Source organism: Rhizobium sp. BR 315 (genome assembly GCF_050577975.1).
Lineage (GTDB): Bacteria > Pseudomonadota > Alphaproteobacteria > Rhizobiales > Rhizobiaceae > Rhizobium > Rhizobium miluonense.
Map to the genome: position 1 here is coordinate 14,661 of NZ_JARWKZ010000001.1, position 24,077 is coordinate 38,737.

The 24,077-nt window shown below is 62.4% G+C and carries 30 protein-coding genes; 4 read left to right on the forward strand and 26 right to left on the reverse strand.

Translation table 11 applies throughout. The features are described from left to right. The 3 genes from QD409_RS00070 to QD409_RS00080 all read left to right on the forward strand — a co-directional run bounded on the left by QD409_RS00070 (position 1) and on the right by QD409_RS00080 (position 1,836). Entirely contained in the window at positions 1-849 is an 849-nt protein-coding gene (locus QD409_RS00070; RefSeq protein ID WP_430761466.1) for a hypothetical protein, read from the forward strand. 444 nt (positions 850-1,293) lie between these two features. After that, entirely contained in the window at positions 1,294-1,500 is a 207-nt protein-coding gene (locus QD409_RS00075; RefSeq protein WP_400666291.1) for a dehydrogenase, read from the forward strand. 9 nt (positions 1,501-1,509) lie between these two features. Then, complete coding sequence (locus tag QD409_RS00080) at positions 1,510-1,836, forward strand: CopG family transcriptional regulator (RefSeq protein ID WP_400666290.1); 327 nt, start codon at positions 1,510-1,512, stop codon at positions 1,834-1,836. A gap of 246 nt (positions 1,837-2,082) precedes the next feature. On the opposite strand, the gene QD409_RS00085 is transcribed toward QD409_RS00080, so the two are convergent. The 26 genes from QD409_RS00085 to QD409_RS00210 form a co-directional block, all read right to left on the reverse strand. Continuing rightward, complete coding sequence (locus QD409_RS00085; RefSeq protein WP_400666289.1) at positions 2,083-2,301, reverse strand: DUF2274 domain-containing protein; 219 nt, start codon at positions 2,299-2,301, stop codon at positions 2,083-2,085. 4 nt (positions 2,302-2,305) lie between these two features. Then, positions 2,306-3,469 carry a TrbI/VirB10 family protein gene (locus QD409_RS00090; RefSeq protein WP_430761467.1) on the reverse strand — a complete coding sequence of 388 codons (1,164 nt, stop codon included), beginning with the start codon at positions 3,467-3,469 and terminating at the stop codon, positions 2,306-2,308. Beyond that, positions 3,466-4,485, reverse strand: a complete 1,020-nt coding sequence (gene trbG, locus QD409_RS00095; RefSeq protein WP_430761468.1) for a P-type conjugative transfer protein TrbG — start codon at positions 4,483-4,485, stop codon at positions 3,466-3,468. Before trbG ends, QD409_RS00090 begins: the two co-directional genes overlap by 4 nt. Next, the gene (trbF, locus tag QD409_RS00100; RefSeq protein ID WP_430761469.1) at positions 4,482-5,171 is read right to left on the reverse strand and encodes a conjugal transfer protein TrbF; all 690 of its coding nucleotides are present in this window, start codon (positions 5,169-5,171) and stop codon (positions 4,482-4,484) included. Before trbF ends, trbG begins: the two co-directional genes overlap by 4 nt. Continuing rightward, on the reverse strand, positions 5,168-6,538 hold the full coding sequence (trbL, locus tag QD409_RS00105; RefSeq protein ID WP_430761470.1) for a P-type conjugative transfer protein TrbL: 1,371 nt from the start codon (positions 6,536-6,538) through the stop codon (positions 5,168-5,170). Before trbL ends, trbF begins: the two co-directional genes overlap by 4 nt. A gap of 3 nt (positions 6,539-6,541) precedes the next feature. Further along, positions 6,542-6,835 carry a putative entry exclusion protein TrbK-alt gene (gene trbK-alt, locus QD409_RS00110; RefSeq protein WP_430761471.1) on the reverse strand — a complete coding sequence of 98 codons (294 nt, stop codon included), beginning with the start codon at positions 6,833-6,835 and terminating at the stop codon, positions 6,542-6,544. Positions 6,836-6,846: 11 nt separating this feature from the next. Beyond that, positions 6,847-7,599 carry a P-type conjugative transfer protein TrbJ gene (gene trbJ / locus QD409_RS00115; protein WP_430761472.1) on the reverse strand — a complete coding sequence of 251 codons (753 nt, stop codon included), beginning with the start codon at positions 7,597-7,599 and terminating at the stop codon, positions 6,847-6,849. Continuing rightward, positions 7,596-10,052, reverse strand: a complete 2,457-nt coding sequence (gene trbE, locus QD409_RS00120; RefSeq protein WP_430761473.1) for a conjugal transfer protein TrbE — start codon at positions 10,050-10,052, stop codon at positions 7,596-7,598. The genes trbJ and trbE overlap by 4 nt, the downstream gene beginning before the upstream one ends. A gap of 8 nt (positions 10,053-10,060) precedes the next feature. Further along, a complete protein-coding gene (locus QD409_RS00125; protein WP_430761474.1) occupies positions 10,061-10,342 on the reverse strand; it encodes a VirB3 family type IV secretion system protein in 282 nt (93 codons plus the stop codon). Further along, positions 10,342-10,638, reverse strand: a complete 297-nt coding sequence (locus QD409_RS00130) for a TrbC/VirB2 family protein (protein ID WP_430761864.1) — start codon at positions 10,636-10,638, stop codon at positions 10,342-10,344. Before QD409_RS00130 ends, QD409_RS00125 begins: the two co-directional genes overlap by 1 nt. Before the next feature lie 122 nt (positions 10,639-10,760). Further along, positions 10,761-11,756 (reverse strand): P-type conjugative transfer ATPase TrbB, encoded by a 996-nt coding sequence (trbB, locus tag QD409_RS00135; RefSeq protein ID WP_430761475.1) that lies wholly within the window; start codon positions 11,754-11,756, stop codon positions 10,761-10,763. A 166-nt stretch (positions 11,757-11,922) separates the two neighbouring features. Continuing rightward, on the reverse strand, positions 11,923-12,387 hold the full coding sequence (locus tag QD409_RS00140; protein ID WP_430761865.1) for a CopG family transcriptional regulator: 465 nt from the start codon (positions 12,385-12,387) through the stop codon (positions 11,923-11,925). 5 nt (positions 12,388-12,392) lie between these two features. After that, positions 12,393-14,378, reverse strand: a complete 1,986-nt coding sequence (locus tag QD409_RS00145; RefSeq protein ID WP_430761476.1) for a conjugal transfer protein TraG — start codon at positions 14,376-14,378, stop codon at positions 12,393-12,395. Positions 14,379-14,405: 27 nt separating this feature from the next. Continuing rightward, the gene (locus QD409_RS00150; protein WP_430761477.1) at positions 14,406-16,145 is read right to left on the reverse strand and encodes a relaxase/mobilization nuclease domain-containing protein; all 1,740 of its coding nucleotides are present in this window, start codon (positions 16,143-16,145) and stop codon (positions 14,406-14,408) included. A gap of 243 nt (positions 16,146-16,388) precedes the next feature. Further along, positions 16,389-17,090 carry a lytic transglycosylase domain-containing protein gene (locus QD409_RS00155; RefSeq protein ID WP_430761478.1) on the reverse strand — a complete coding sequence of 234 codons (702 nt, stop codon included), beginning with the start codon at positions 17,088-17,090 and terminating at the stop codon, positions 16,389-16,391. 4 nt (positions 17,091-17,094) lie between these two features. Further along, entirely contained in the window at positions 17,095-17,427 is a 333-nt protein-coding gene (locus QD409_RS00160) for a DUF736 domain-containing protein (protein ID WP_430761479.1), read from the reverse strand. Between the two features lie 10 nt (positions 17,428-17,437). Continuing rightward, entirely contained in the window at positions 17,438-18,040 is a 603-nt protein-coding gene (gene traF, locus QD409_RS00165) for a conjugative transfer signal peptidase TraF (RefSeq protein WP_430761480.1), read from the reverse strand. Next, on the reverse strand, positions 18,037-18,549 hold the full coding sequence (locus tag QD409_RS00170; RefSeq protein ID WP_430761481.1) for a DUF2840 domain-containing protein: 513 nt from the start codon (positions 18,547-18,549) through the stop codon (positions 18,037-18,039). The genes traF and QD409_RS00170 overlap by 4 nt, the downstream gene beginning before the upstream one ends. A gap of 218 nt (positions 18,550-18,767) precedes the next feature. Next, the gene (locus tag QD409_RS00175) at positions 18,768-19,925 is read right to left on the reverse strand and encodes a replication initiator protein A (RefSeq protein WP_430761482.1); all 1,158 of its coding nucleotides are present in this window, start codon (positions 19,923-19,925) and stop codon (positions 18,768-18,770) included. A 16-nt stretch (positions 19,926-19,941) separates the two neighbouring features. Then, positions 19,942-20,223: a helix-turn-helix transcriptional regulator gene (locus tag QD409_RS00180; protein ID WP_430761483.1), complete on the reverse strand. Its 282-nt coding sequence runs from the start codon at positions 20,221-20,223 to the stop codon at positions 19,942-19,944. Between the two features lie 136 nt (positions 20,224-20,359). Next, positions 20,360-20,740, reverse strand: a complete 381-nt coding sequence (locus QD409_RS00185; protein ID WP_430761484.1) for a DUF2285 domain-containing protein — start codon at positions 20,738-20,740, stop codon at positions 20,360-20,362. 130 nt (positions 20,741-20,870) lie between these two features. After that, a complete protein-coding gene (locus tag QD409_RS00190) occupies positions 20,871-21,125 on the reverse strand; it encodes a transcriptional regulator domain-containing protein (RefSeq protein ID WP_430761485.1) in 255 nt (84 codons plus the stop codon). Between the two features lie 104 nt (positions 21,126-21,229). Further along, positions 21,230-21,529 (reverse strand): DNA -binding domain-containing protein, encoded by a 300-nt coding sequence (locus QD409_RS00195; protein WP_430761486.1) that lies wholly within the window; start codon positions 21,527-21,529, stop codon positions 21,230-21,232. Between the two features lie 233 nt (positions 21,530-21,762). Then, positions 21,763-22,089, reverse strand: a complete 327-nt coding sequence (locus QD409_RS00200; protein ID WP_430761487.1) for a DUF736 domain-containing protein — start codon at positions 22,087-22,089, stop codon at positions 21,763-21,765. A gap of 564 nt (positions 22,090-22,653) precedes the next feature. Continuing rightward, positions 22,654-23,097: a hypothetical protein gene (locus QD409_RS00205; protein ID WP_430761488.1), complete on the reverse strand. Its 444-nt coding sequence runs from the start codon at positions 23,095-23,097 to the stop codon at positions 22,654-22,656. A 140-nt stretch (positions 23,098-23,237) separates the two neighbouring features. Further along, positions 23,238-23,405 (reverse strand): hypothetical protein, encoded by a 168-nt coding sequence (locus QD409_RS00210; protein WP_430761489.1) that lies wholly within the window; start codon positions 23,403-23,405, stop codon positions 23,238-23,240. A gap of 203 nt (positions 23,406-23,608) precedes the next feature. Here QD409_RS00210 and QD409_RS00215 point away from each other — a divergent pair, with 203 nt between their 5' ends. Next, positions 23,609-24,073 carry a hypothetical protein gene (locus QD409_RS00215; protein WP_430761490.1) on the forward strand — a complete coding sequence of 155 codons (465 nt, stop codon included), beginning with the start codon at positions 23,609-23,611 and terminating at the stop codon, positions 24,071-24,073. Positions 24,074-24,077 lie beyond the last annotated feature (4 nt).

The window sequence follows — 24,077 nt, forward strand, 5'->3', positions numbered from 1 at the left end:
TTGGCGGCCAACCCGAATGTGAAAATCCTGGTGCTGAATAGCCCGGGCGGTGATGTTCAGAACGGCTTGCTTATTGCTGATGACGTCTACACGAAAGGCATGAGCACTGTCATACCTTCGGATTCCGTCTGTGCGTCGGCCTGTGCCTACGTTTTCTTTGCCGGCAGAAACAGAATTGTTCAGGGCCGGCTCGGCGTACATCAGATCAGCGGCAATGTCGGCCTGGGCGACGCGCAGCTGAATATCTCCGATATCCTCGACACGTTGAACAAGTACGGCGTCGATGCCCGTATTTTTCCGATTATGTTTCGGACATTGTCTGATGACATCCATTTCTTCAGCGCAGACGAAATCAAACAGTTCGGGATAGAGCATCTCTCGTCCGATGCAGCAGGCAGCCAGATTTCGTCTGCACCGTCCGCTACCCCGACAATTCAGTCAGCGCCTGCTTCGGTCAACGCGATGAGGCAAGAAGAGACGACGGCCAGAAACTTTGTCTCTGAATTGGTGAATTCCGGAAGCTTGCCGGCCAATCAGGCGGTCGCGTTCGCTTCCAGTGTTTATGCGGGTGAAGTCAGCTTTTATGGCAAGCAAAAGAGATTGAGCGAGATACTCGATGACAAGGCCAAGTTTTTTGAGCGGTGGCCGAATAGAGTGTATCGGCTGAGACCGGAAAGCGTTGTGGTCTCCTGCGGCGGAGACCTTTGCCGGGTGACTGGCGATTTCGATTGGTATGTCAGCAGCCCACAACGCGCAAAGAGCCTCAACGGCACGGCGTCATTCTTCTACTCCCTGAGCATGAATGGTCGGATTCAAGTGGTTGCCGAAGACGGCAAAGCTCGAAAATGAAGAACCGATTTCGTTTTGGGTAGCGCGAGGGCCATATGCGCGCAAAGCCTGCTCTTACTCGGTCAAGATCGCTGATAGATTATCAGATGCATTGATCGAGTTTCTTGGCCATCCCTCAAACCTTGATAGAAAAGTCGCGACCACGGCCTTCTGGAAGTTGGAGATTGGAGAGATTTCGTTCTCTCAAGCCGGCTCGGCCACGCGGAGTCGTCATTTCCCATTGAGTATTCGGTCTGACAGTCGCTCGGCCTCTAACACGATCTCCTGTCATGTCCCGTTTGCGAAAATGGAAAACCTTCTCAGCGCTACCAAGATCTCATGAGCTTGACTCTCGCCCAGATGAGAACATAATAAGAACAAACGCGAGCTGCGCCCCGGCCTGAGTTTACCTATAACTTGATGATGACAACCGCCATGTTCCGGCGGAATGGAGACGTGCGTCCAATGAATGCTGAAGCTACCAAATTGACCTCAGAACCGGAGCTCGATCCGATTGAAGTGATCCTTGACGCACATGGTGGCGATTCGAGGGCGGCCATCACCGACCTCGTGCAACGAATTCAGCACCTCAGATATCAGCTTACGCTCACCTCTGCTGTGATGAGCAAAGGCATGGTGCGTGGTTGGGAACCAAGTCTTGACCAGACCTGAAGGAGTGGAATGATGGGCAATACCATCTTTCAAAACGGAGACACACGCATGCCAAGGGATATGGCAGGTCAGCTTGATCATACAGCAGACCGCATTGGCGATGCATCGCGTGCCGATCTGCAAGTCTTGCTGCGACGCGCGGCGCTCATGATCCGGAATGCCGCACCGATTGGCCTGGATGTCGAAACTGAAGAGGCCTTGCTCTCCATTGCCCAGGAGCTCGGGATGACGAGAAACGACATGATCCGCTACATCGTCAAGGAATGGCTGGAGACCAACGCATATCTGCCAGTGCGGGAAATAGATGAAGATGGAGACGTTGATGGGCACGCGTAAGGTCTGCAGCAGAATCGACGGGGTCAGGGCGATGCAGGAAGATCAAAACCGTAACTGATTTTTCACGCCCTCGCCGAAACGTGCCTGTCTACGGATGATCAACCCCGATGGGTTTGCAAGAAGGGCAACTTCTACCGCCTGGGTATATATTTTCGCGTAAAATGAAACCGGCCGGTGGCATCGCGAGCCGAATCGCCGGCGGCAAATGAAGTGGCACTTCTTGTCCACCTCCAAAGGCATCGGCGATCATTGCGAACGCCGCGCCTTGGCAAAACCCCGATCCGTTGCCATGAACCGCTGCAACATCGGCACGATCAGCCGAACCGGATCCCCAATCGGATTTACCTGCTCGCTGCCGAGCAAATCGGCATACGCAACCAGATCCCGATATAGCGATCCGGGTAGCTCAACGCTCACCTTGACGGGTTTATCGTCAATGAACGGTCCGAGTTTTAATTTGGCCATTGGTCTAACCTCTATAGGGCTCCATCACGAGATCACGGGTGACGACAATCCGGACCGGAAATCCGGGCCTGATGGTCAGGGTGGGCGCGATCTGCAATTGGCGGCGGATGATCTGTTGTCCGGCGTCATTGATCGTATCCTGGCCACCGTTGCGGATGGCCTGGATCAGCCGGTCCTCGTCGTCCATAGCGAGCTCTGCACCAACCGAGAGCAGCGTCGAAAGACCGGCTGCCTTCGCCAGATCCCACCAGTGGTAGTCGACCCCATCCTCGAGACCGGCGTAGCCCTGTGTATCGGCGCCAGGCTGTCGTTCAAGGACGATGGATCGTCCATTCGGGAGTATCAGCCGGTTCCAGACCAGGAGGACACGCCTCTGGCCGAACCCGACATTGTTGTCATATTGGCCAATGATGCGAGTGCCCTGCGGCACAAGCAGAACACGGCCGGTCGGGCTGTCGTAGATGTTCTCGGTGACCTGGGCGGTAATCTGGCCGGGGAGATCGGAGCGGATGCCGGTGATAAGCGCTCCGGATATCACCGAGCCGGCCTGCAGCACATAGGGCGAGGCCGGCGGCATCACGCGATCGGCTGCAACGGTGCGGCGATCGACGGCAGCGTTGAGGAAGGCGGCCTGGCGGTCCTGTGCCGTGGGAGTGCCGGCCTGATCGAGCCCGGCAAGATTGGGCGTGGTATTCGCGTTGGGCGTTGTCGCACTGGCCGTTGTCCGCGTTTCTGTCTGGAAGAACACGCGGCTGGTTCGGGCAGCTTCCGCTTCGGCGAGGCGTCGTTGCTCGGCCGGATCGACACCCGGCGTTGTCGGCACAACGACAGGCTGGCCACGATCCTGCGCACTGAGGATCGGACGGCCGAGATCCCCCGGCAGAGCCGGCCCGAGGATCGGACCGGTATAGTCCCGCGGTAAGCCTGCCAGACCGTCGGCAGTCGTCCGGTTTTCGGTTGAATAGAGTTCTTCGCCAGCATTGCCGCGATCTCGGGTCTGAAGCGCATAGATCAATGCTCCACCGATGCCGAGCGACACGACTAGGCCGAGGCCGGCGAGCACCTTGCGCGATAGCCGGGTAACGCGCGGCGGTTCTGCCCGCAGCCGCATGGGTGGAACAGGATCCGAGGGCTGGATTGCATCTTCGTTGTTGTCGGCCTCGCTCATGACGACCGCCCTCCTTCCTTGTCTCGGACAGCCGGTTCCTTGACGACTCCGCTTGTTCGGACGATCCTCACAGTCTGCTGATGGTTGCCGCTGCCCAGGCGCAATTCCGCCGCACCGAAGAGACGATCCACGATCAGGATGTTTCGATAGATACGGGTATTGGCGATCTGTGCCTCGCCTTCCGGACCGATGACGAAGAGCGGTGGAAATTCCCCCTGTACGATACCGCGCGGAAATTCGACATAGACCTTGCGACCATCGTCATAAACGGAGAGCGGGCGCCAGGGCGGCGTATCGCCGGTGAGGCCATAGCGGTGGTTTCGCGCCGCTATCGTCGGAATAGCTGGCGTGTCGGGAATGGACTGCCGCGAGCCCGGCATCTGCGGGTAAGACCATGAAACCGATGGCATATAGGGTTTCTCACCGGAGCGTAATTCGATCAGGTAGGTACGGCGATCGGTGGAAATCACCAGGTTGGTGGTGATGTCGGGACGTGAGGGTTTCACCAGCACATGCACGCGCCGGCTGGTGCCGCTGCCGCTCTCGGTATCGCCGATAATCCAGCGCGTGGTGTCGCCGGCGGCGATCGGCCCGGCTCCGGTCAGGCTTTCGCCGGGTTCGAGCGCGATGTCGGTGATCTGGCCGGGTGCGGCATAGACCTGATAAAGGGCGCCTTCGCTCCAAGGATAGATCTGGATGGCGTTGTAGTAGCCCTCCCGGCGCGGCTCGACACGGGCCGCGTCATTGGCATTCTGAATCCGCCCGGTCGGGGTAGTTGCCGTGGCTCCTCCGCGCGCCGGCGTCCAGCCAGGCGGAATGTGCAGCGGCTTCGGACGGTCATCGGTCAGCACGGCAGGAACGGCCGGCAGTGCCGGCACATCGGCATCGTAGCGGATATGTGGCGGCTTCTGCGGCGTGGCGCAGCCGGCAAGGGAGGCGGCGGACAAAAGCACGGCAGCAAATGCGGGTTTACGGAAAGACGGGTTTCCGGCTTTGCGGATTGGCGGCTTGTTCATTCGCCCATCTCCCTCGACCATGAAATCGCGTTGACGTAGATGCCGAGGGGATTGGCCTTGAGCCGTTCAGCATCGCGGGGCGTCTGGATCACGATGGTCAGGATCGCAGTCCAGCGCTCGGTGGTGGAAAGCTGGCCGTTCTCGTAGCGGCGCTCGATCCAGGCGACACGGAAGCTGTCGGGAGACGCGCGAATAACGCTCGATACCTCGACGGCGACTTGGCTCTTGCCGACCTTGGTGAAGGGGTCGTTAGACCGCGCATAGTCGTTCAGCGCTGTCGCGCCGCGATCCGTCGTCCAGTCATAGGCGCGCAGCCAGTTCTGTCGGACGATGATGGGATCGGCGGGAATGCTCCTGACCTGCTCTATGAACCTCGCCAGATGCCATGCGACCTGCGGATCGGTGGGACGGTAGCCGGCCGTGGCAGCGGCGACGGTCTGCGCCTGACCGAGCTTGTCGACCTGTACGACCCAAGGCACGACGGTCCCACGTGTGGACTGCCAGGCGAGTGCTGCGGCAAAGCCTGCCGAAAGGATCAGGCTTCCGAACGCCATGATCCTCCAGTTCCGCGCCTGCACGCGGGCCGAGCCGATACGCTCGTCCCAGACCTGTGCCGCCTTCTGATAGGGTGTTTCGGGTTGCGGCGTCTTGCCGTAATGGGTTGCCGGTCGTTTGAACAAGCTCATGAGTGGTCACTTTCGGAGAGATTGACGGAAGAGCCGCCACCATGGCTGTCGCCGGAACGAACGGCATGGGCGGCCGCGGAAACGCCGTGGCTGAAGTGCTGGCTGCGTTTCATGCGTTTGGCCCAATCGGGAGGACCATCGTGCGAAGCCGACGGGGCGGCGGCAAAGGAATCATCATTGGCAGCCTCAGCGCCGCCGATAGTGCCGAGCATGGAAGAGCCGCCAGTCGCGCTGAAACCGCCTTTCACGCCGTCGGAGAAATTCGATTTGACGCTTTCGGCCGCTCGCCCGGCGGCGCGCTTGAGCGGCGAGACGGCGGCGGAGCCTGCGCCACGGGCGACACCACCGAGACCTGACGCAACGCCTCCGGCGCCAGTCTGCCCCATCGATCCAAGATTATAGGCGGTCGATGCGGCACCCGCCGCCGCTCCACCCCGAACAGCCGCCGCGCCACCAGACAATGCCGCGGCGCCACCCCGCAAGGCCAGACCGGCCGCGCCGCCTGCGGCAAGCGCTGCGCCACCAACGGCAAGGCCGGTGCCGACGGCAGCACCCGCGCCGAGCTGCGGGCCACCGGACACGAGACCGTTGGCAATGCCGGGACCGAATATCCCGAGGCCCAGGAGAGAAAGTGCTGCCAGCACGACGGCCATGGCATCGTCGATCGTCGGTGTGGCGCCGCCGAAACCGGCGGTGAACTGGCTGAACAGGGTCGAGCCGATGCCGATGATGACGGCGAGCACCAAGACCTTGATGCCGGAAGAGACGACATTGCCAAGAACCCTTTCGGCCATGAAGGCCGTCTTTCCGAACAGTCCGAACGGAATGAGGACGAACCCCGCCAAGGTCGCCAGCTTGAATTCGATCAGCGTGACGAACAGCTGGATGGCCAGAATGAAGAACGCCAGCAAGACGAGCGCCCAGGCGAACAGCAGGCATGCGATCTGAATGAAATTCTCGAAGAATGCGACCCAGCCCATGAGGTCGGAAATGGATTCCAGCAGCGGCCGGGCCGCGTCGAGGCCGACCTGCGCCACCCGTCCGGGGCGAAGGAGGTCCGCCGTCGAAAAGCCGGTGCCCGACCCTTTGAGACCGAGGCCGGCAAAACTCTCGAAGATGATGCGGGCAAGATTGTTCCAGTTTGAGATCAGGTAAGCGAAGACACCCACGAACAGAGTCTTCTTCACCAGACGGGCGATGATGTCGTCGTCGGCGCCCCAGCTCCAGAACAGGGCGGCGAGCGTCACGTCGATGACGATCAGCGTGGTGGCGATGAAGGCGACCTCGCCGCCGAGAAGACCGAACCCGCTGTCGATATAGGAGGTGAAGACCCCGAGGAAATTGTCGATGACGCCGCTGCCGCCCATGATTTACTGCCCTTCGACAATCTGTGGGCCGGCCGGCGCGGAAGCCCTGCCAAGGAAGCGGTCGCGGGTTTCCGACCAGATGCGCAGGCATTCGGCATCGCTCGTGGCAGCCTGCCCAAGCTGCTGGCACCGGCGCTGGCCGAGCCGGAGGGGATCCGCCGGCGATGCGACGGCGGCTGTGGATCGTGTCCACGGCGCGGGGGCCTCTCTCTTTCTGATCATCTCGGTCGCCGTCGCGGTGATCGCGATGGCGACAAAGACGACGGCGCCCAGACGGGCCAGCATCTTGCCGTCCATGGCCAGCGCCCTCAGTTGAACATCTTGGCGCTGCCGGCCTGATAGCCGGAGCCTGGCGTCAGGAAGCGCTGGCGCTGCACGCGCCCCTGTTCGGCCGTGGCGGCCCGTTCGGCTTCGGTGAGCGCGGTGGACCGTCCATTGGCGGCAAGCAGTGCCGTAAGATCGGAAAGCTGCTGCGACTGAAGGGCGAGGAGCTGGTTGCCTGCCTGCGCGGCCTGAAGCGCGCCGGTCGCGCTCTGGCTCTGACCGACCAATTGCGACATCTCGGTGCGGTTGGTGTCGATATTGCCAACGACGGTGGCCTGCACGCGCATGGCGTCCTGAAGGCCGCCGACGCTGTTCTTCCAGCGCTCCTTTGCATCGGCGACGAGTTGCGCGTCGGTAGCCGAAAGCGAGACTTTGGCGTATTTCGACTGAAACGCCTGATCGATCTGACCGACGTCGAACGCGATGTTCTGCGCCTGGGACAGAAGCTGCTGCGTGCGCTGAACGGACTGCTGGATCTGCTGGAGAGACGAGTACGGCAGACTGGCGAGATTGCGTGCCTGGTTGATCAGCATCTGCGCTTCGTTTTGCAGGCTGGTGATCTGGTTGTTGATCTGCTCCAGGGCACGCGCGGCGGACAGGAGATTCTGCGAATAGTTCGTCGGGTCGTAGACGATCCAGGCGGCGGACGCCGGCGGCGCCAGAACGATCGAGACCGGGCCTGAGAAGGTGAGAATGGATGCGGCAAGCAGTGCCGTGCGGAAAGGGCGAGTCTTCATGATTGAGCCTCCTTGTCGGGCTGTGGGATGAGATTGGTGAGGTCAGGAATGAGGTCGGCTGCCCAATCGACGCCGCGCAGGCGCAGCCAGGCGGAAAGGAAGCCGTCCCGGCCGTGCTCAGCGAAGACGCGGCCGATGGCAGACTGGTCGGATTTCGAGGAGGCGGCCGTCAGCGCCAGCCCCACTTCGGACAGGCCCAGATCGAACAGGCGGTTCCCCCTGCGGCTTTGGCAGTAGTAGTCCTTTTTCGGCGTAGCCCGCGCGAGGATCTCGATCTGGCGCGCGTTCAACCCAAATCGCTGATAGATCGCGGTGATCTGCGGTTCGACGGCGCGCTCATTCGGAAGAAGCAGGCGCGTCGGGCAACTTTCGATGATCGCGGGGGCGATCGCCGAATTGTCGATGTCGGACAGCGACTGCGTGGCGAAGATCACGCTGGCGTTCTTCTTGCGCAGGGTTTTCAACCATTCCCGCAACTGCCCGGAAAAGGCTTCATCATCGAGCGCCAGCCAGCCCTCATCGATGATGAGCAAGGTGGGCGAGCCGTCGAGCCGGTCGCCGATGCGGTGGAACAGATAGGACAGGACGGCCGGAGCGGCGCCGGTCCCGACCAGCCCCTCGATCTCGAAGGCCTGAACCGACGCGCTGCCGAGGTGCTCGGTTTCGGCGTCGAGCAGCCGGCCATAGGGACCGCCGACGCAATACGGCCTGAGCGCCTGCTTGAGGTCGTTCGATTGCAGCAGCACCGTCAGGCCGGTGATGGTGCGTTCCTCGACCGGCGCCGAAGCGAGAGAAGTCAGCGCCGTCCAGATATGCTCCTTGACATCGGGCGTGATCGCGATGCTCTCGCCCGTCAGGATGGCAACGATCCAGTCGGCCGCCCAGGCACGTTCCGGCACATCATGGATGAGCGCAAGCGGCTGGAGCGAGACGGAAAATGCATCGCCTTCGGTCAGATCACCGCCCAGATCATGCCAGTCGCCACCCATGGCGAGGGCGGCGGCCCGGATCGAGCCCCCGAAATCGAAGGCGAAGACCTGAGCTTGGGCGTAGCGGCGGAACTGGAGCGCCATACAGGCGAGCAACACGCTCTTGCCCGAGCCGGTCGGCCCGACGACGAGCGTATGCCCGACATCGCCGACGTGAATGGATAGCCGGAACGGGGTGCTTCCCTCGGTCTTGCCAACGAGCAAGGGGGCGCTACCCAGGTGGTCATCCCGTTCCGGCCCCGCCCACACGGCACTGAGGGGAATCATGTGGGCGAGATTGAGCGTCGAGATCGGAGGCTGGCGCACGTTGGCGTAAACATGCCCCGGCAGCGAGCCAAGCCAGGCATCGACGGCATTGATGGATTCCGGCATCGCCGTGAAGTCGCGGCCCTGGACGACTTTTTCGACAAGCCGGAGCTTTTCGTCGGCAAGGCGGGGATCGGCGTCCCATACGGCGATAGTCGCCGTGACATAGGCCATGCCGGCATAGTCGGCGCCGAGTTCCTGAAGCGCGATATCCGCATCGGTCGCCTTGTTCGCGGCATCGGTATCGACGAGGACCGAAACCTCGTTGGTCATCACTTCTTTTAAAATGGCGGCGATCGACTTGCGTTTCGCAAACCACTGGCGGCGGATGCGGGTGAGCAGCCTTATGGCGTCTGTCTTGTCCAGCAGGATCGCGCGCGTCGACCAGCGATAGGGAAAGGCGAGCCTGTTCAGTTCGTCGAGAATTCCGGGCGTGGTCGCGGTCGGGAAACCGACGATGGTGAGGATGCGCAGATGAGCGTCGCCAAGGCGCGGCTCCAGCCCGCCGGTCAGAGACTGATCGGCCAGCAGCGCGTCCAGGTACATCGGCGTTTCGGGAACGCGGACACGGTGCCGTTTGGTCGAAACGGTCGAGTGCAGGTAGGTCAGCATCTCGGCATCATCGAGCCACTGGCATTCGGGCATAAAGCCGTCGAGCAACGCCAGCACGCGATCGGTACGATCGACGAAGCCGCGCAGGATCTCGTTCGGATCGACGCCGGATCGTTCGCGCCCCTCATAGAGCCAGGCCTCGGCGCGTGCCGCATCTTCGGCAGCCGAGAGATAGGTGAAGGTGAGGAAGTAACCGGAAATAAAATGGCTCCCCTGCTCCTCGAAGTCCGCCTTGCGCTCGGCGTCAAGCAGGGCCGAGGCCGGATCGGGAAAGCGGTCGTCGGGATAGGTCGCGGCCTCCCGTCGCTGCGCTTCCACGAAGATCGCCCAGCCGGAGCCGAGACGCCGGAAGGCATTGTTCAGCCGGGCGGCGACGGCGACCAGTTCGGCAGCAACAGAGGATTCCAGATCCGGACCGCGAAATTGTGCGGTCCTTTGCAGCGATCCGTCCTTGTTCAGAACGACACCTTCGCCGACAAGCGCGGCCCAGGGCAGGAAGTCCGCGAGGCGACTGGCGGTGCGGCGGTATTCGGCAAGGTTCATCATGGCCGCCCTCACACCGACAGATGACCAGGGATGCGCAGATGCCTGCGGCCCACCTCGACAAACAGGGGATCGCGCTTCGCGGCCCAAACGGCGACGAAGTGGCTGATGGCCCAGATGGCGAGGCCGACCAGCCAGAGACGGAGGCCGAGGCCGACGGCTCCAGCGAGCGTCCCGTTCATGATGGCGATGCCTCTCGGAGCGCCGCCGAGCAGGATGTGCTCGGTCAGCGCCTGATGTACGGGGACGGTGAAGCCCGGCAGGTCGTTGGCGTGTTCCAGAATACCCGCCATCAGACGAGCGCTCCGCCGCCGAAGCTGAAGAAGCTGAGAAAGAAGGAACTGGCCGCGAAGGCGATCGACAGGCCGAAGACGATCTGGATCAGCCTCCTGAAGCCGCCGCTCGTATCGCCAAAAGCCAGAGCAAGGCCGGTCGCAATGATGATGATGACGGCGACGATCTTGGCGACCGGCCCTTCGATGGATTCGAGGATCGACTGAAGCGGCGCCTCCCACGGCATGGAGGACCCGGAAGCATGAGCCGGCACGGCCGCCATCACCAGGATCGTGGCGACGGCCGTCGGGCTCATGATGCGGCGGCGGAAGCCGCGCAGAGACGGCGTGTGAGCTCTCGCCTGAACCGGCACTATGGGCAGGATGATGGGCGGGCTGAAGAGCTGCCGCAGAACAGGCAGGACACGGAGGGGCATGACTATTCTCCTTTCGGGAGCGGTTGGCGGACAGGGGAAGGTTGAGCGGGGGTGACACGGTAGTCGCCGTCAGGACCGAGCCCATCGACACGAGCGAGTTCAGAGAGCCGGCGCGCGGAGCCGCGGCCGGAGAGAACAGCCACGATGTCGATGGTCTCGGCGATCAGTGCCTTGGGGACGGTCACGACAGCTTCTTGAATGAGCTGCTCGAGCCGGCGAAGCGCACCGATGCTGGTACCGGCGTGGATTGTGCCGATGCCGCCGGGATGCCCCGTTCCCCAAAGTTTCAGGAGATCGAGGGCTTCGGGGCCTCGTACCTCGCCGACGATGATGCGATCGGGCCGGAAGCGCATGGCCGAGCGCGCCAGATCGGTGAGATTGGCGATGAAGTCCTTGGTACGCATCGGCACCTTGTTCTCGGACTGGCTTTGGAGCTCGCGCGTGTCCTCGATGATCAGAAGCCGGTCCTGCGCCTTCGCGACTTCGGCAAGCAGCGCATTGGTGAGCGTGGTCTTACCGGTGCCTGTGCCGCCGGCGACCAGCACATTGGCATGCGAGGCGACGGCCTCGCGCAGCAATGCCGCCTGATCGGCGGTCATGGTTCCTGCCGAAACATAGTCGTCGAGGGTGAACACCGAGATCGCCGGCTTGCGGATGGCGAAGGCCGGACCTGTGACGATCGGAGGCAACAGACCTTCGAAGCGTTCGCCGCCGTCGGGCAATTCGGCCGAAACACGCGGAGCGCCGGAATGAACTTCCGCGCCAACATGGTTGGCAACCAGACGGATGATGCGTTCGCCATCTGCGGGCAAGATGCGCTCGCCGCTGTCGGACATGCCCTCAGAGAGACGGTCGATCCACAACCGCCCATCGGGATTGAGCATTACCTCGACAACGCCGGGATCTTCCAGAAAGCGGGCGATGGCAGCACCCAGCGCGGTGCGCAGCATCCGTGCGCCACGCGCAAAGCCTTCCGAATTTTGATGCGAGACTGCCATCCGATCCCCGTTTCTCGCCGGGGAAATCAGACGGCCCCCGGACGGGGATGATTAAAGGAGCCAGAAATTATGCCGATTCAACAAGGAATTGGCGTCGTAGTAGTGCAGCGTGCAAATACAGGAAAACGGCGATGGGGCTGTCTTCTTGAACCCACTGAGGCGACGACTATTCGCGGTATGTGCCCGCGTGTGGCGAGACCTGTCCGTCGGATGAGTCGGTGATGTCCTCGGAGATTTCCTGCCGCAATTTTGGGCCTTGGGCGAGCCGGCGGCCGAGTGCCGTGACGAACGCCTCGTAGCGCTCGCCGGCCTTGGCCCGCGCCGCCTGTGCGGCCGGTTCTGGCAAGGCTGGCGTGGTCGTGAGCCAGAAACGGACGAATACGGCCAGCGTCTCGACCGATATGCCGAGATCGCGCTCCAGCCGCGTCATGCGACGGTCGATCTGATCGAGGCGCTTGGCGATCAGTGCCTCTCGCCGTTCGGCGTCGTCCGGCGACAGAAACGAGGCGACGGCCGCCTCCACGATCAAAGACATCGGCTGCTCCCGGCGAGCCGCATAATCCGAGAGCATCGTCATGACGTCAGGTTCGAGATAGACGGAGATCTGCGCCTTCTTCTTTCGGCCGGTCATGGTGCTCACAGCTCCATCCCGTCATTCGGATCAAGCGAGACCTGCCGTGCCACGCCTTGCATGAGACGGGTCATACGACGGTTCTGGGTGGCTTCCTCCTCCATCTCGTCGGGCGGCTCGATCTCGAATTCATTCTCGATCGGCTCTTTCCTCTCGACGGGTTTCAAGCGGCCCAGTTCTTGTTGACGCCGGCGCTCGGACTCGGTCGGATCCTCATCCTCCTCGGCGGAGCCCGCCACAGCATCATCGAACGGGGGACGGGTCGGGATCGGCAGGCGGCTCCAGTCGTCCGGATGCGGTTCGCCGGTGCGGACCAGTTTCGGCGGCGCCAATATTCGCTCCTGAAACCTCACATCCTCGAAGTATCGCGCCTTCTTCGCCCGGATCGGGGGTGTTCCCGCAACCATGACGATTTCGTCAGCCGGCGGAAGCTGCATGATCTCGCCAGGGGTGAGCAGCGGCCGCGCGGTTTCCGAGCGCGAAACCATCAAATGCCCGAGCCAGGGCGACAGCCGATGCCCGGCATAGTTCTTCATCGCCTTCATTTCGGTGGCGGTGCCGAGCGCGTCGCTCACCCTCTTCGCGGTCCTCTCGTCATTCGTGGCGAACGACACCCTTACATGGCAGTTGTCGAGGATCGAATTGTTCGGCCCATAGGCTTTTTCGATCTGGTTCAGCGACTGGGCGATCAGGAATGATTTGAGGCCATATCCCGCCATGAAGGCCAGGGCACTCTCGAAGAAATCCAGCCTGCCCAATGCCGGAAACTCGTCCAGCATCAGCAGCAGCCGGTGACGCTCGCCCTTCGCCTGCAGATCCTCGGTCAGGCGGCGGCCGATCTGGTTCAGGATCAGGCGGATCAGCGGCTTGGTGCGATTGATGTCGGACGGCGGCACAACGAGGTAAAGCGTCGTCGGACGCTTGCTGCCGACGATGTCGGTAATGCGCCAGTCGCAGCGCCGCGTCACCTCTGCAACGACAGGATCGCGGTACAGGCCCAGAAACGACATGGCCGTCGAAAGCACGCCCGATCGCTCGTTGTCGGATTTGTTCAGCAGCTCACGCGCCGCCGACGCGATGACCGGGTGCGAACCTGCTTCACCCAGATGCGCCGTCTTCATCATGGCGGCGAGCGTCGATTCGATCGGCCGCTTCGGATCGGACAGAAATGCCGCGACGCCGGCGAGCGTCTTGTCCTTCTCGGCATAAAGAACATGCAGGATCGCGCCGACCAACAGCGCGTGGCTGGTCTTCTCCCAATGGTTCCTTTTGTCCAGCGACCCTTCCGGATCGACCAGGATGTCGGCAATGTTCTGGACGTCGCGGACCTCCCATTCTCCCCGCCGCACCTCGAGCAGCGGATTGTAAGCGGCCGATCGTGCATTGGTCGGGTCGAACAGCAGCACGCGGCCGTGCCGGGATCGGAAGCCGGCGGTGAGTGTCCAGTTTTCGCCCTTGATATCGTGGACGATGGCCGAACCCGGCCAAGTGAGCAGCGAAGGCACGACCAGGCCGACGCCCTTGCCCGATCTCGTAGGCGCAAAACACAAGACGTGCTCCGGGCCATCATGCCGCAGATAGGCCCGGTCGAGCCTGCCGAGAACAACACCGTCCTGATCGAGCAGGCCGGCGGCCTTCACTTCCTCCAGTTCGGCCCAGCGGGCCGATCCGTAGGTCGCAACATTCTTGGCCTCGCGTGCTCGCCAGACCGACATGCTGATCGCAACCGCGATGGCGATGAAACCGCCAGACGCCGCGATCATACCGCCTTCGACGAAGATCGGCGGCGCGTAGGCATCGTAAAAATACCACCACCAGAAGAAGGCCGGTGCATAATAGATCGGCCAGCCGGCCACCTCGAACCAGGGCTGGCCGAGCTGGGGCTGAAAGCCGAGGCGCCAGGCCGTCCACTGTGTCGCTCCCCAGGTCGTCATCAGCACGATCAGGAAGACAGTGAGGATCTGGCCCCAGAGGATTTTCGTCGCGGACATGGCGTTGGTCCTTTTCGATATTGCGGGTTAGAGGCCGAGCCCCCGTTTGCGGCCAAAACTCCAGTCGATGCCGCCGTCATTGCGGGCGACACCGGAGACGTGGCGACCAAGCTGCTTTTCGAGGGACGGACTCCAGGGAACGAGCTGGAAGCCGAGGCCGTCGTCGATCATGGCGAAGCGGCCGGAGGCGAGCGTAAAGCGCTGGCGATAGGTGCCGGCGACATATTCGCCACTGCCAGCGCGGTTGAATGGCTGCCCCCTCTCGGTGGCGAGCTTCTCGCCAAGCGCATCGAGTTCGCGGCGGCGCAAGGTGTCGACCAGCCGGCGGGCGAATACCACGCTACGTCCCTGACGCTCTGCAAGACCCTGCTCGACAAGATGGTCAGCACGGCGGTCCATGGCCTGCTGCACCTCGGCGCCGAAGCCGCCATCGGAGAGCGACAACGGCTCTCTTGCCACCCCCTGCCGGTCGAGCCAGGTCGCGCCCGATGCCGTGACCTGTCGCTCAATGTCGAAATCGGAGCGAACGGCGAGCGCGACGCGGCGCTCGCCGCGCATGTCATCGAACTTGCGCAGCTCGACAATCGAGCCGGGAACGCTGTCGCCGGCCGCATCGAGATCGGGCAGCTTGATGTGATGGGTGCGGCCATCGACGCCGTCGACGACGGCATAGGCCGAGCCCTTCAGCTCGTCGTCGAGACCGCGATCGACCAGGCGGCCGATGATCGGCTCATCGAGGCTCTCACCGGCCAGCACATAGCTGGCCGAGCCGCGTTCGATGCCGCAGTCCGTCAGCGCCTTGTGCATGCGCTTGATAATGTCGCCGCGCTCGCCGAGTTCGCGCAGCACCGCTTCGGCTTCCGGCTTGATGGACCATTGCGAGTGGCCAACCTGTCCAGCCAGACCAAGGACTTCCAGCTTGCGCAGCCGTCCGACCTTCAGGGCATGAAACTCGTCTGGCTGGCGATCCGGTTGCGGCGCAAGATCGATGACGCCGGTTTCTCGTGCATCCCGGACAAGCTGGCGGTCGAGCTGGGTCCATCGCTCCGCTTCAATCTGGCGCTCCAGCGTGCGGCGGATGTCGAGGTCGGTGCGCGGCCCCAGCTCCTGGGTGATGAGATCTCGCGCCCGGTCGCGCATCCCCTCCTTGATGTAGTCGCGCGAAATGACGAGATCCTGGCCGTCGTCGCGGACCCCGCGCACGATCAGGTGGACATGGGGATGCTCGGTGTTCCAGTGATCGACGGCCACCCAGTCGAGCCGGGTGCCGAGGTCCTTCTCCATCTGCCGGACGAGATCACGGGTAAAAGATTTGAGATCCGACATTTCCACAGCGTCGTCCGGCGAGACGATGAACCGGAAATGATGACGGTCATCCCGGCTCCGCCCGGCAAAGGCGCTGGCGTCAGCATTCTCAGTGTCCGGCCCGAACAGGCGGGCCTTTTCCCCGTCACGGGTCACGCCCTCTCGGCGCAGATAACTGAGGTGGGTGCCGAGCGGCGCAGTGCGTGCCGAATGACGCACGACACGCGCCTTGACGACGGCGCCGCGCGAGCGCGACGAAATCAGTCGATTGGCCTGGATGCTGGCGCGCTGGCCGTGACCGAAGCGCGAGCGATTGCCGGCGACCACGCGGCCGGAGCGCGATACGCCGCCGCCAGCCTTCTTCGCCGCGGCGAGCGCCTGCGCGATGAAGGGCCGCGCCGATTGTGCCCGGCTGGACCGGATGCGCCCCGGACGGACGCGGAACTCGCGCTCATCGGCCATGGCGCAGCCCCGCAATGTTCAAAAGATCGCGCAGAAACAGGGTGCTGGACCGCTTACGAACATTGCGGCAAAGCTGGGAAATGTTCGCAACGGGGCAGAAACCCAAACAAAAACACCCCCCCGACCGCCGCGCAATGTGCGCCCTTTTATCCTGCCCTCCTTCGGTCGTGATGCCCGGCCCCCGCCTCAGCGCCCACCATGCTGCGCCAGAGCCCGACAGATTGCGAACAGGAGGAGAAGCCGTCATGGGACTGGCCTTTCGGCAGCTCGCGCCACGAACAGCCCGATTGACTGCGGCACGATCCCGGAAAGATCGTGCGCTTTGGAGGTCGCCGCAGGGTCGTTCGGCGGCCGGTCGGCCGGCCGGGAAGTGGAAGCAGACCCAGCGTCCTGATGCCGGACAAACAGCGATGCGCCGCGTGAGTTCGGTGAACCGACTGCAGCCGCGATGATGGTGCCTATACTTGCCTTGCCATCGATGATCGGGGCGAGCACGGAAAGATAGGCACGCGTCTCAGCCGGTAGCGGACGGCCGGCAAGCGAGGCCTCATAGCGTTTGGGGCCAGCATTATAGGCAGCCAGGAAGCCCGGCGATCCATAGCGGCTATGTAGTTCGCTGAGATAGCCCGTCGCCGCCAGAATGTTGTCGCGCGGATCAAAGGGATCCTTTCCAAGGCCATAGCGGGCGCGCAATTCGGCCCAGGTGTCGGGCATGATCTGCATCAGGCCGATAGCCCCCGCAGAGGAGATCGCACGCGGATTGCCTGCGCTCTCGATACGCATCACCGCCCTGATCCACTCGACGGGAATACCAAACCGCAGCGACGCCTCGGCGATGTGCGTCGCGTAAGGATCGTCCCGTGCCATTGATGCAGTCGTCGCACATGCAGCGGCCGACAGACCGTAAAGGAGAAGGAAGGCAAAGCGCCAGGAAAGGCTACGCATGACATCAACTACCCCCGCTGCGCTTGTGGCGCCGGCTCCAATGCAGCGACCAGGTCGCGCCGTTGTCATCGTTGCGAAACAGGGTGGCGCGAATGGGCTGCGGCAACGTGGGATCGTCGATGAGAAGAGCAACATATTCGCCGGCACGCTCGCCTGTACGGTTCCAACCCACGCCGATCGGCGGTCCGTCGTCGCCCTGATGGATGCGGTAGTCGGGTGCGTTTTCGACGTCGGAGGGCTCAATCCGCACGATGATGATGTCCCGGTTCAGTGTGAAGGTGTGGATGCGGCCGGCAAAGCCTGTTGCATCGCGCGAAAACATGCCGATCTGTGGCATGGATGCCTCCTTATGGGTGGTGTGAGAGAAAGTCGAAGCAGGTGGTTACGGCCGATCGGTCGGTAATCGGGGTACCGCTGCGCGTCAGGACAAAGCGCCCATTACCGTTCTCATCCGTGTAGATCGGGACCGCTCGGCCGATGACGGTTTGCGCCGCGACCGGTCCAAAGTAACGCCCGTCGAAGCTGTCTCGGACGCCACAATTCATCAGGAACAGTTCACCGTTGGCGATGCGCCCGCAACCCTGCCAGACCGGCAGTTGGCGGCCACGCCGATCACGATCGAGCGCGTCACCAAGCGGCATGCCGTCGACCGTGACGGCGCTTCCGATCCGGCAGACCTGCTGACCGGGCAGAGCCGCGATGCGCTTCAGCAAAGGCACGCCGTGTCTGAGATAACGGCGCTGCACCATGAAGTCTGCGACTGGAGCGGGCGGCATCATTGCTACCAGATCGCCGACAGAAACCCGTCGCTCAGACGTGACACGATAGAGGCCGATCGGAACGCTTGCCGAAGCATTCCAGATGAACAAGGTCGAGCTTTGGGGGAGCAGGCAAGCCGCCACACCGATCGCCGCACAAGACATGAGCATGACTGGGCTGAAGCGGGTCATCCTTCGATCTCCCGTCTCTTCAACCAGGCCTTATGGCGAGCGGATGTGTAGGCAAGCGGCTCTTGGTGTGCGATCATCCGGTTGGCGACATGGCGCCAGTGATCGGGCGCGACATCGCAGGCATCAATGCCGGCCGCCTCTATCGAATCGATGTGTCGCAACACGCGTTCGACCTTCGGCCAGCCCTCGATCTTCAAGAGAATCTCGCCTCCAGGGCGCACGAACGGCAACGTCTGGTATGGCTCACCCGGTGCGACTGCGCGAACAATGTCGATACGCGAGATGACGGTGCCGAAATCGTTGGCCGCCCAGCGCACGAAGGCAAAGATGCTATTCGGCCGAAAGGCGAGTACGGATCGGCTGCGGTCGAGTATCTGTTCGTGAGCCTCGCGACCGAACCTGATCCAATATTCGATCTTCTTGGCAACCCAGATCAACTCGACATGGGTGAGATTATCCGCATTGTTGACGGACGGCGCGACGCCGCCTGCCGCCATACTACCGGTCATAAGCGATCTCCGTCGGTTTGGAATAAACGGGAGAGACGACCGCTGGCATCGAGACGACAGGGTGCAAGCCGCCGGGTCGCGGCCGTACAAAACGTCACGCGGCTCCGTCGAACTCTCCGGGGTGCGGTGGCCGATTGCGGCCTGCCGCTGGACTTTCTGCCGAGATTGCGCCAGCGCCATTGCGCAGAAGCTGCTCTTCTGCTCGTGCTGTGCCGTCCTCATCGCACATCCTCAGGCTGGTCATCGAGAGGAAGCTGTGGTGCTTCGGCAGTGTCGAAAATCGACACTTTGCCCTTCCGGACGAGCGCCGTCTTTTCAGCTCTTCGCAACGTTGAGGTATGCGGTCCCGCAGCGACGGCTTTGCGATTGCGCACCTGCGCTTCAAAGTTAGAATCTTGGTTAGAGTCTATGTTAGAAGCGCGAATTCGCTTTCCGGATCCGTGCGTTAGGTCTTCTTTCGGTTCCCGATAGCACGTGAGCCGGGTTCCCGATGGCACGAGGGCCTGGGTTCCCGATAGCACGAGGCCATCCACAGATTGTCCACAGGCGGCGAGCGGCTCGAAGGCGAGCAGAATCCGTCCGCCGAATTCCACCTCAAGAAACAGCGTATAGCCGGGCAGAGGCTGGCGGCGGATCGTGTCGCGAAGCTCGAAGGAAAAGCGCTTGAAGGGCGAGAGGCTTCCGGACTTTTGATAAAGATGCCGGAAGTCGAAACGCCAGCCGTCACGCTGGCGACCACCATGCTTGCGCACCAGCCGATAGAGCCAACGGTCGAGACCGCCGGTAAGATCGAAGTAGTCCCGGTCGATGGTCAGGATGAGGGCGTCGTCGAGGATGGCGCGATAGAACCAGTCTGGGACGATCAGCTCGATACCATCTGCCTTGCCGTCGCGATCGGTGCGTTCCTGCCACTCATTGATCCACGAGAAGCGATGCCGCCGGCGCTCGATCGGCTGGCGGATCGACGTGGACACCGTGGTCGATTGCAACCGGTCGAGCGCAGCCTTGAGGCGTTGATAGTCGCGCAAGGACGTGCCTCGGCCGACAAAAGTGAGGATCTCGTAGGGTGTTGCCGCCATCAGCCGCGACGTACGAAGGCCGGTGTCTCGTGCCTCGACGATCTGGCTTGCTACCCAGATCAGGATGTCGGCGTCCCAGATCGTCGCCATACCGTGATCCGGCACTGCTTCGACACGGATCGTGATATTGCCGACGCTATAGTCGATCGGCTTGACGCGATGAGTCTTGGATAGGGAAAAGAACGGATAGGCCATCAGGTCCTGCGCGTCTCTGACCGCGAAATCGCCAGGCAAGGCTCGAAACAATTCGAGTTGTCCACGCTGGAATTCTGATAGGGGTGGATTCGGGTCTGCCATCGAAAGACACCTTCGATCAGCGTGAATGGTGGCCAGGCGTGCGGACCATGGCTGTGGTCTGGCGCTTTGCCGGCAGAACGTCGCCGCGCGGATCGGAGGTCGAGACGACGGCCCCGCGAGCAGCCCAGGCTTGCAGTTCCTCGACGGAATAGACGACGCGACCACCCAGTTTGCGGTAGGCGGGTCCGGTTCCATAGGTGCGATGTTTTTCGAGGGTACGGGCGGACAGGCTGAGAAACTCGGCCGCCTCCTTGGTGCGCAGGAAGCGTGGCGGCAGAACGGCGAGATCAGGTCGCATGATCGTGTCTCCTTGGTTTTAAGAGTGAGCGCCGGCTTCAAGCGGCGGCTGACGACCACTGTGGGGGAGAACTGGCTTCGCCGGGGATGGTGAAGTTGGCCGGGTCAAAATCACCACCCCAGCACCAACGGATCCTCTAGGCTCTGCGTCGATGCCGCAGGAGTTTGAGATAGCCGCCACCGATCAGGTCAAGCCCGCCTTCAACGAGCGAGATGGCAGCATCGCGCAATGCCGATGTCTTCCACGGGTCGGACGCGACACGCTCGCCTCCATAAATGGCAATCGCGATGTCGCGATAGCTGGCCCCATTCCCGCGCCCGTCGGCGGCCCGCATCATCAGGCGGAGACGCCGTCGCTGTTGTGCCGTCATGCGAGTGTCTGGAGGTATCCGTCCGCCCTGCAGGGCGCGCCAAAAGCGGCTCAGCGCTTCAAGGCGGCCAAGGATGTCGGTATCCAGAGGTATCAATGCCGCCAGCCGCTTGTCTTCAACCTTGTCCGGAAGGAAAAGAAACTGCATGGCCCCATCGCCCGGATGGATAGCGTGGAACCCCTCATCGCTGTGGCGACTGGCAGGAGGACCCACCCCTGCCATCGTCGAGGCATGCGGCAAGAAATCGGGCGATTGGGTAAGAATGACGATGGCCGGATCAGCCAGGGGAGACCAGAGCACCTCTTGTGCGAGCGCCGACAGATCGGGCCGCGCTGGGAAATCGCAACCCCCAGCGGCGCTGGGCGTCAGGCGAGAACGCGACGGATTCCTGCCCCGTCCTTACGAGCTTGCGATAATATCGCTGGTAAGATTCGTGACGCCGAAGGCATTCCCAGGCCAGGCCTTCGACCGGCAGCGTATCAAAAAAGTCATAAGCATCGCTATCGTGCCAGCGCGATGTATCTGGCTTCATCACTCAACTCCCTGCAGACGCAACATAAGTCGAGCGAAAATGATTCCGGCGATCTGCTCATGTGGGAAGGTCGGTGTCGTGCATCGGGTGATGCAACAAGAGCATCACCCGCCTCCGAGCGGATCGTCGGAACCGGACGTGGGTTTGCGCAAGAGGTGCTTGTAACCAGCTTGGGTCATCCAACGCGCGCGTTCCAGATGACTGTCATGGACGCGCCGGGCACGCTCCGCCTCCAGGCGGGGATCGATGTCGAACAACACCCGCACGACCTCACGCCAATCCGCACCATCAGCGACCGCATCGAGCAGACGCATATAAAGTTTCATATGTGTCCGATCATAGTCGGTAAGCTTGTCACCTACCGGGGCGATGTCGTCGAACGGTTCAATCACAGCCTTGCCCACATCTCACATCCAATCGGGAGCGAAGCGTAGATTATAGCAAAACCGCCATCTAAACGGAGGCTGATATGAGACATCAGGCGATGCGGATTCCGCATCACACCCCGCGGATAGCTGGGGGATGTATACTCTATCACCGGAGCTGCTGGCCTCTTGATGCGTCGCCGTCTGCTCACGCGCCTCAGTCGAAGATTCGACGGCCCCGACTTGTTAAGCCGGGGCCTCTTGGCCGGAGTTTAGTCGCCGCGCCGCCCATTCGGGCGCGACCAGATCAGCGAGTAATTCTCGCCGTCCTCGTCGTCGAAGAGATTGGCGTAGATCGGGGCGTTAAAGCTCGGATCGTCGAGCTTGAGGCCCAGGTAGTCGCGGCCCTCGTTGGAGCGTTTGGACCAGGCGGCGCCGATCTCGGCGCGGCCGACCAGGACCCGATGGCTGGGGACGTTCTCGCCAGCGGGGCGCTGGTCGAGGACGATGCGCACATTCTTGGCCTGGACGCTGAGAGTAACGATTTCGCCGGTGAACTCGTTCGAGCCGGACTTCTTGAAGGTGCCGATGGTCGCCATTGTAAGTCTCCGTTTTCCGTTTCCGAGCCCGCACCATTGCGGCCTCGATGGCGATCGGCAGGCCGGAGGCGATCGACGGCGCACCCCGAAGGGGCCTGACAGCTAAGGAGGGCTTTCTTGTCTCGCGAGGAATGGCGGCGCAGCCGGCAGGCGAAGAAAGTTTGACGCGGCTGTTGCGTCATAGGGGATCGAGGCGAAGCCGTCCTTCGGCCAGATCAGGCCATTGAAGAGGCCGTTTGGAGCGGTTGAGGCACGGTCAGAGAACGGAGAAGATGGCGGCCGTCCCGCATCGGCAAACCGGCGTCACTGCAAAGGTCACCGGCTTCATCTCCTCCCGGCAGGCCTGCGCTGTCGCATCTTGGTCTTCCAGCGCCCTGACGGAGATCGCCGCGCCGGGTATTGATGCTTCGCCGAGACATGGTTCTGCCCAGACTACACTCCATTGATGATCGCTTCTCCGGGCCAAGCGTCGATACGCGCCACGCGCACTCATCGCAACAGCATGAGAAGGCGGCGACCAGTACCCACGCCACTGCTCCGGCCCTCCTGATGCGATGATCAAGATCAGGCCCGCGCGAGATCCTGGCCGGAAGGCCTTGGGGCCGCCGTCATTCCCGCCACTCGCCTGAACGCAGTGATGCCGACCGCGACCGCGCCCACGACAGAAAATGCAATCTGCCATGCATCGGACGGCATGAGGTGCTTGGTGATGCCATGGGTTGCATGGAAACCAGCAATCGCTGCCGGGGCGACGATGGCGGCGGCCACGATCAGCTTCAGCCACGCGGGCCGAAGGAAGGTGATCAGCAGATGCCCGGCCGCCAGCATGATAGCGGCCGCAACCGCGCCGACTAGGATGGCGCCGCAAATGCCGGCCCCAGTGCCATACGCCCAGGCGCCCGCGGTCACGCCCACAAACGCCGGCAGCGCGAAGACCGCCAGCGTGAACAGGAGCCAGCAAAGCAGCCCGATCGCTGCGAGGGATGCAAGTATTGCGAGGATGATCATGTGGTGGCCTCCGTAAGGATAAGGTCTAACGGTCGCGCCATCCACCATCACCACGGCGCATCGGGAGTATAACGCAAGAGTGGGCGCGCCGGGAACGGAAATCATTGGCGATTCCCGCCCGGGCGACCGGGTCGCCCCGGTCAGGGGGCGAAGGGGTCGATCTCATGGATGATGGCGGCGGTGTCGCCGTCGTATTCGCTGGCGGGCGTGACCGACAGCGTGCCGTCGCCGGCCTGGAATATGACGATGGCCGCCATCAGCGTAGTGGCGAGGCTGAAGGCGAAGGCATTGGCGTCGTTGAGAGACATCGATCCGGCTCCTGTTTCGAGCGGAGGACCATCCCCCGCTGACAGGCGCCCGATGTGTCGGATTGAGCGCTGCAATCACCGCGCAGGCGCAGCCGAAGCGGCGGCATGCTCGCATAGCCGACCCTTCACGGGTTGATGGCGACAAGCGATCAGTCGGACCAAGGATCAGCGCAGATAAGCGGGGATGCGTCAGCCGGTCCGAAATGGTAGTCGATGAATATCTCAACAGCGCAGGTGCCAAGACTTCAGCCGGATGTCTCGCGCAGCAAAGGCAGCAAGATCCGCGGTACTTCTCGTGCGTCGCAAACATGGTGTGGCTGCCGACGTCGCTGAAGGGCTTCACCGACACGTTGCCAGAGATCAAGGCGATGCTGCGCGTGTGCTCTTTCCATTTGTATGGATGGGCATGCCAGAACGAGTCAGTTGCTGCGCAGGCGGAGCAGGTGCGATCCGGTTGGACACCCGATGACTACCCGAAAAGTTGGCCCTGTGCGGAGCGGCGGGGCATCTTGCCGCCAGGTACCGCGCCGTTCACGCCCCGCATCGAGCGTGAAGTCGCGAAGCGAAAATCGAAGATGCGGTCCGATCTCGCCAGCGCTGACTATCTCCATTATCCCAAGGTCGAAGTCGAAGAAGTGCTGAGATTCTGGAAGGTCGAGTTGGGTTAGGCGG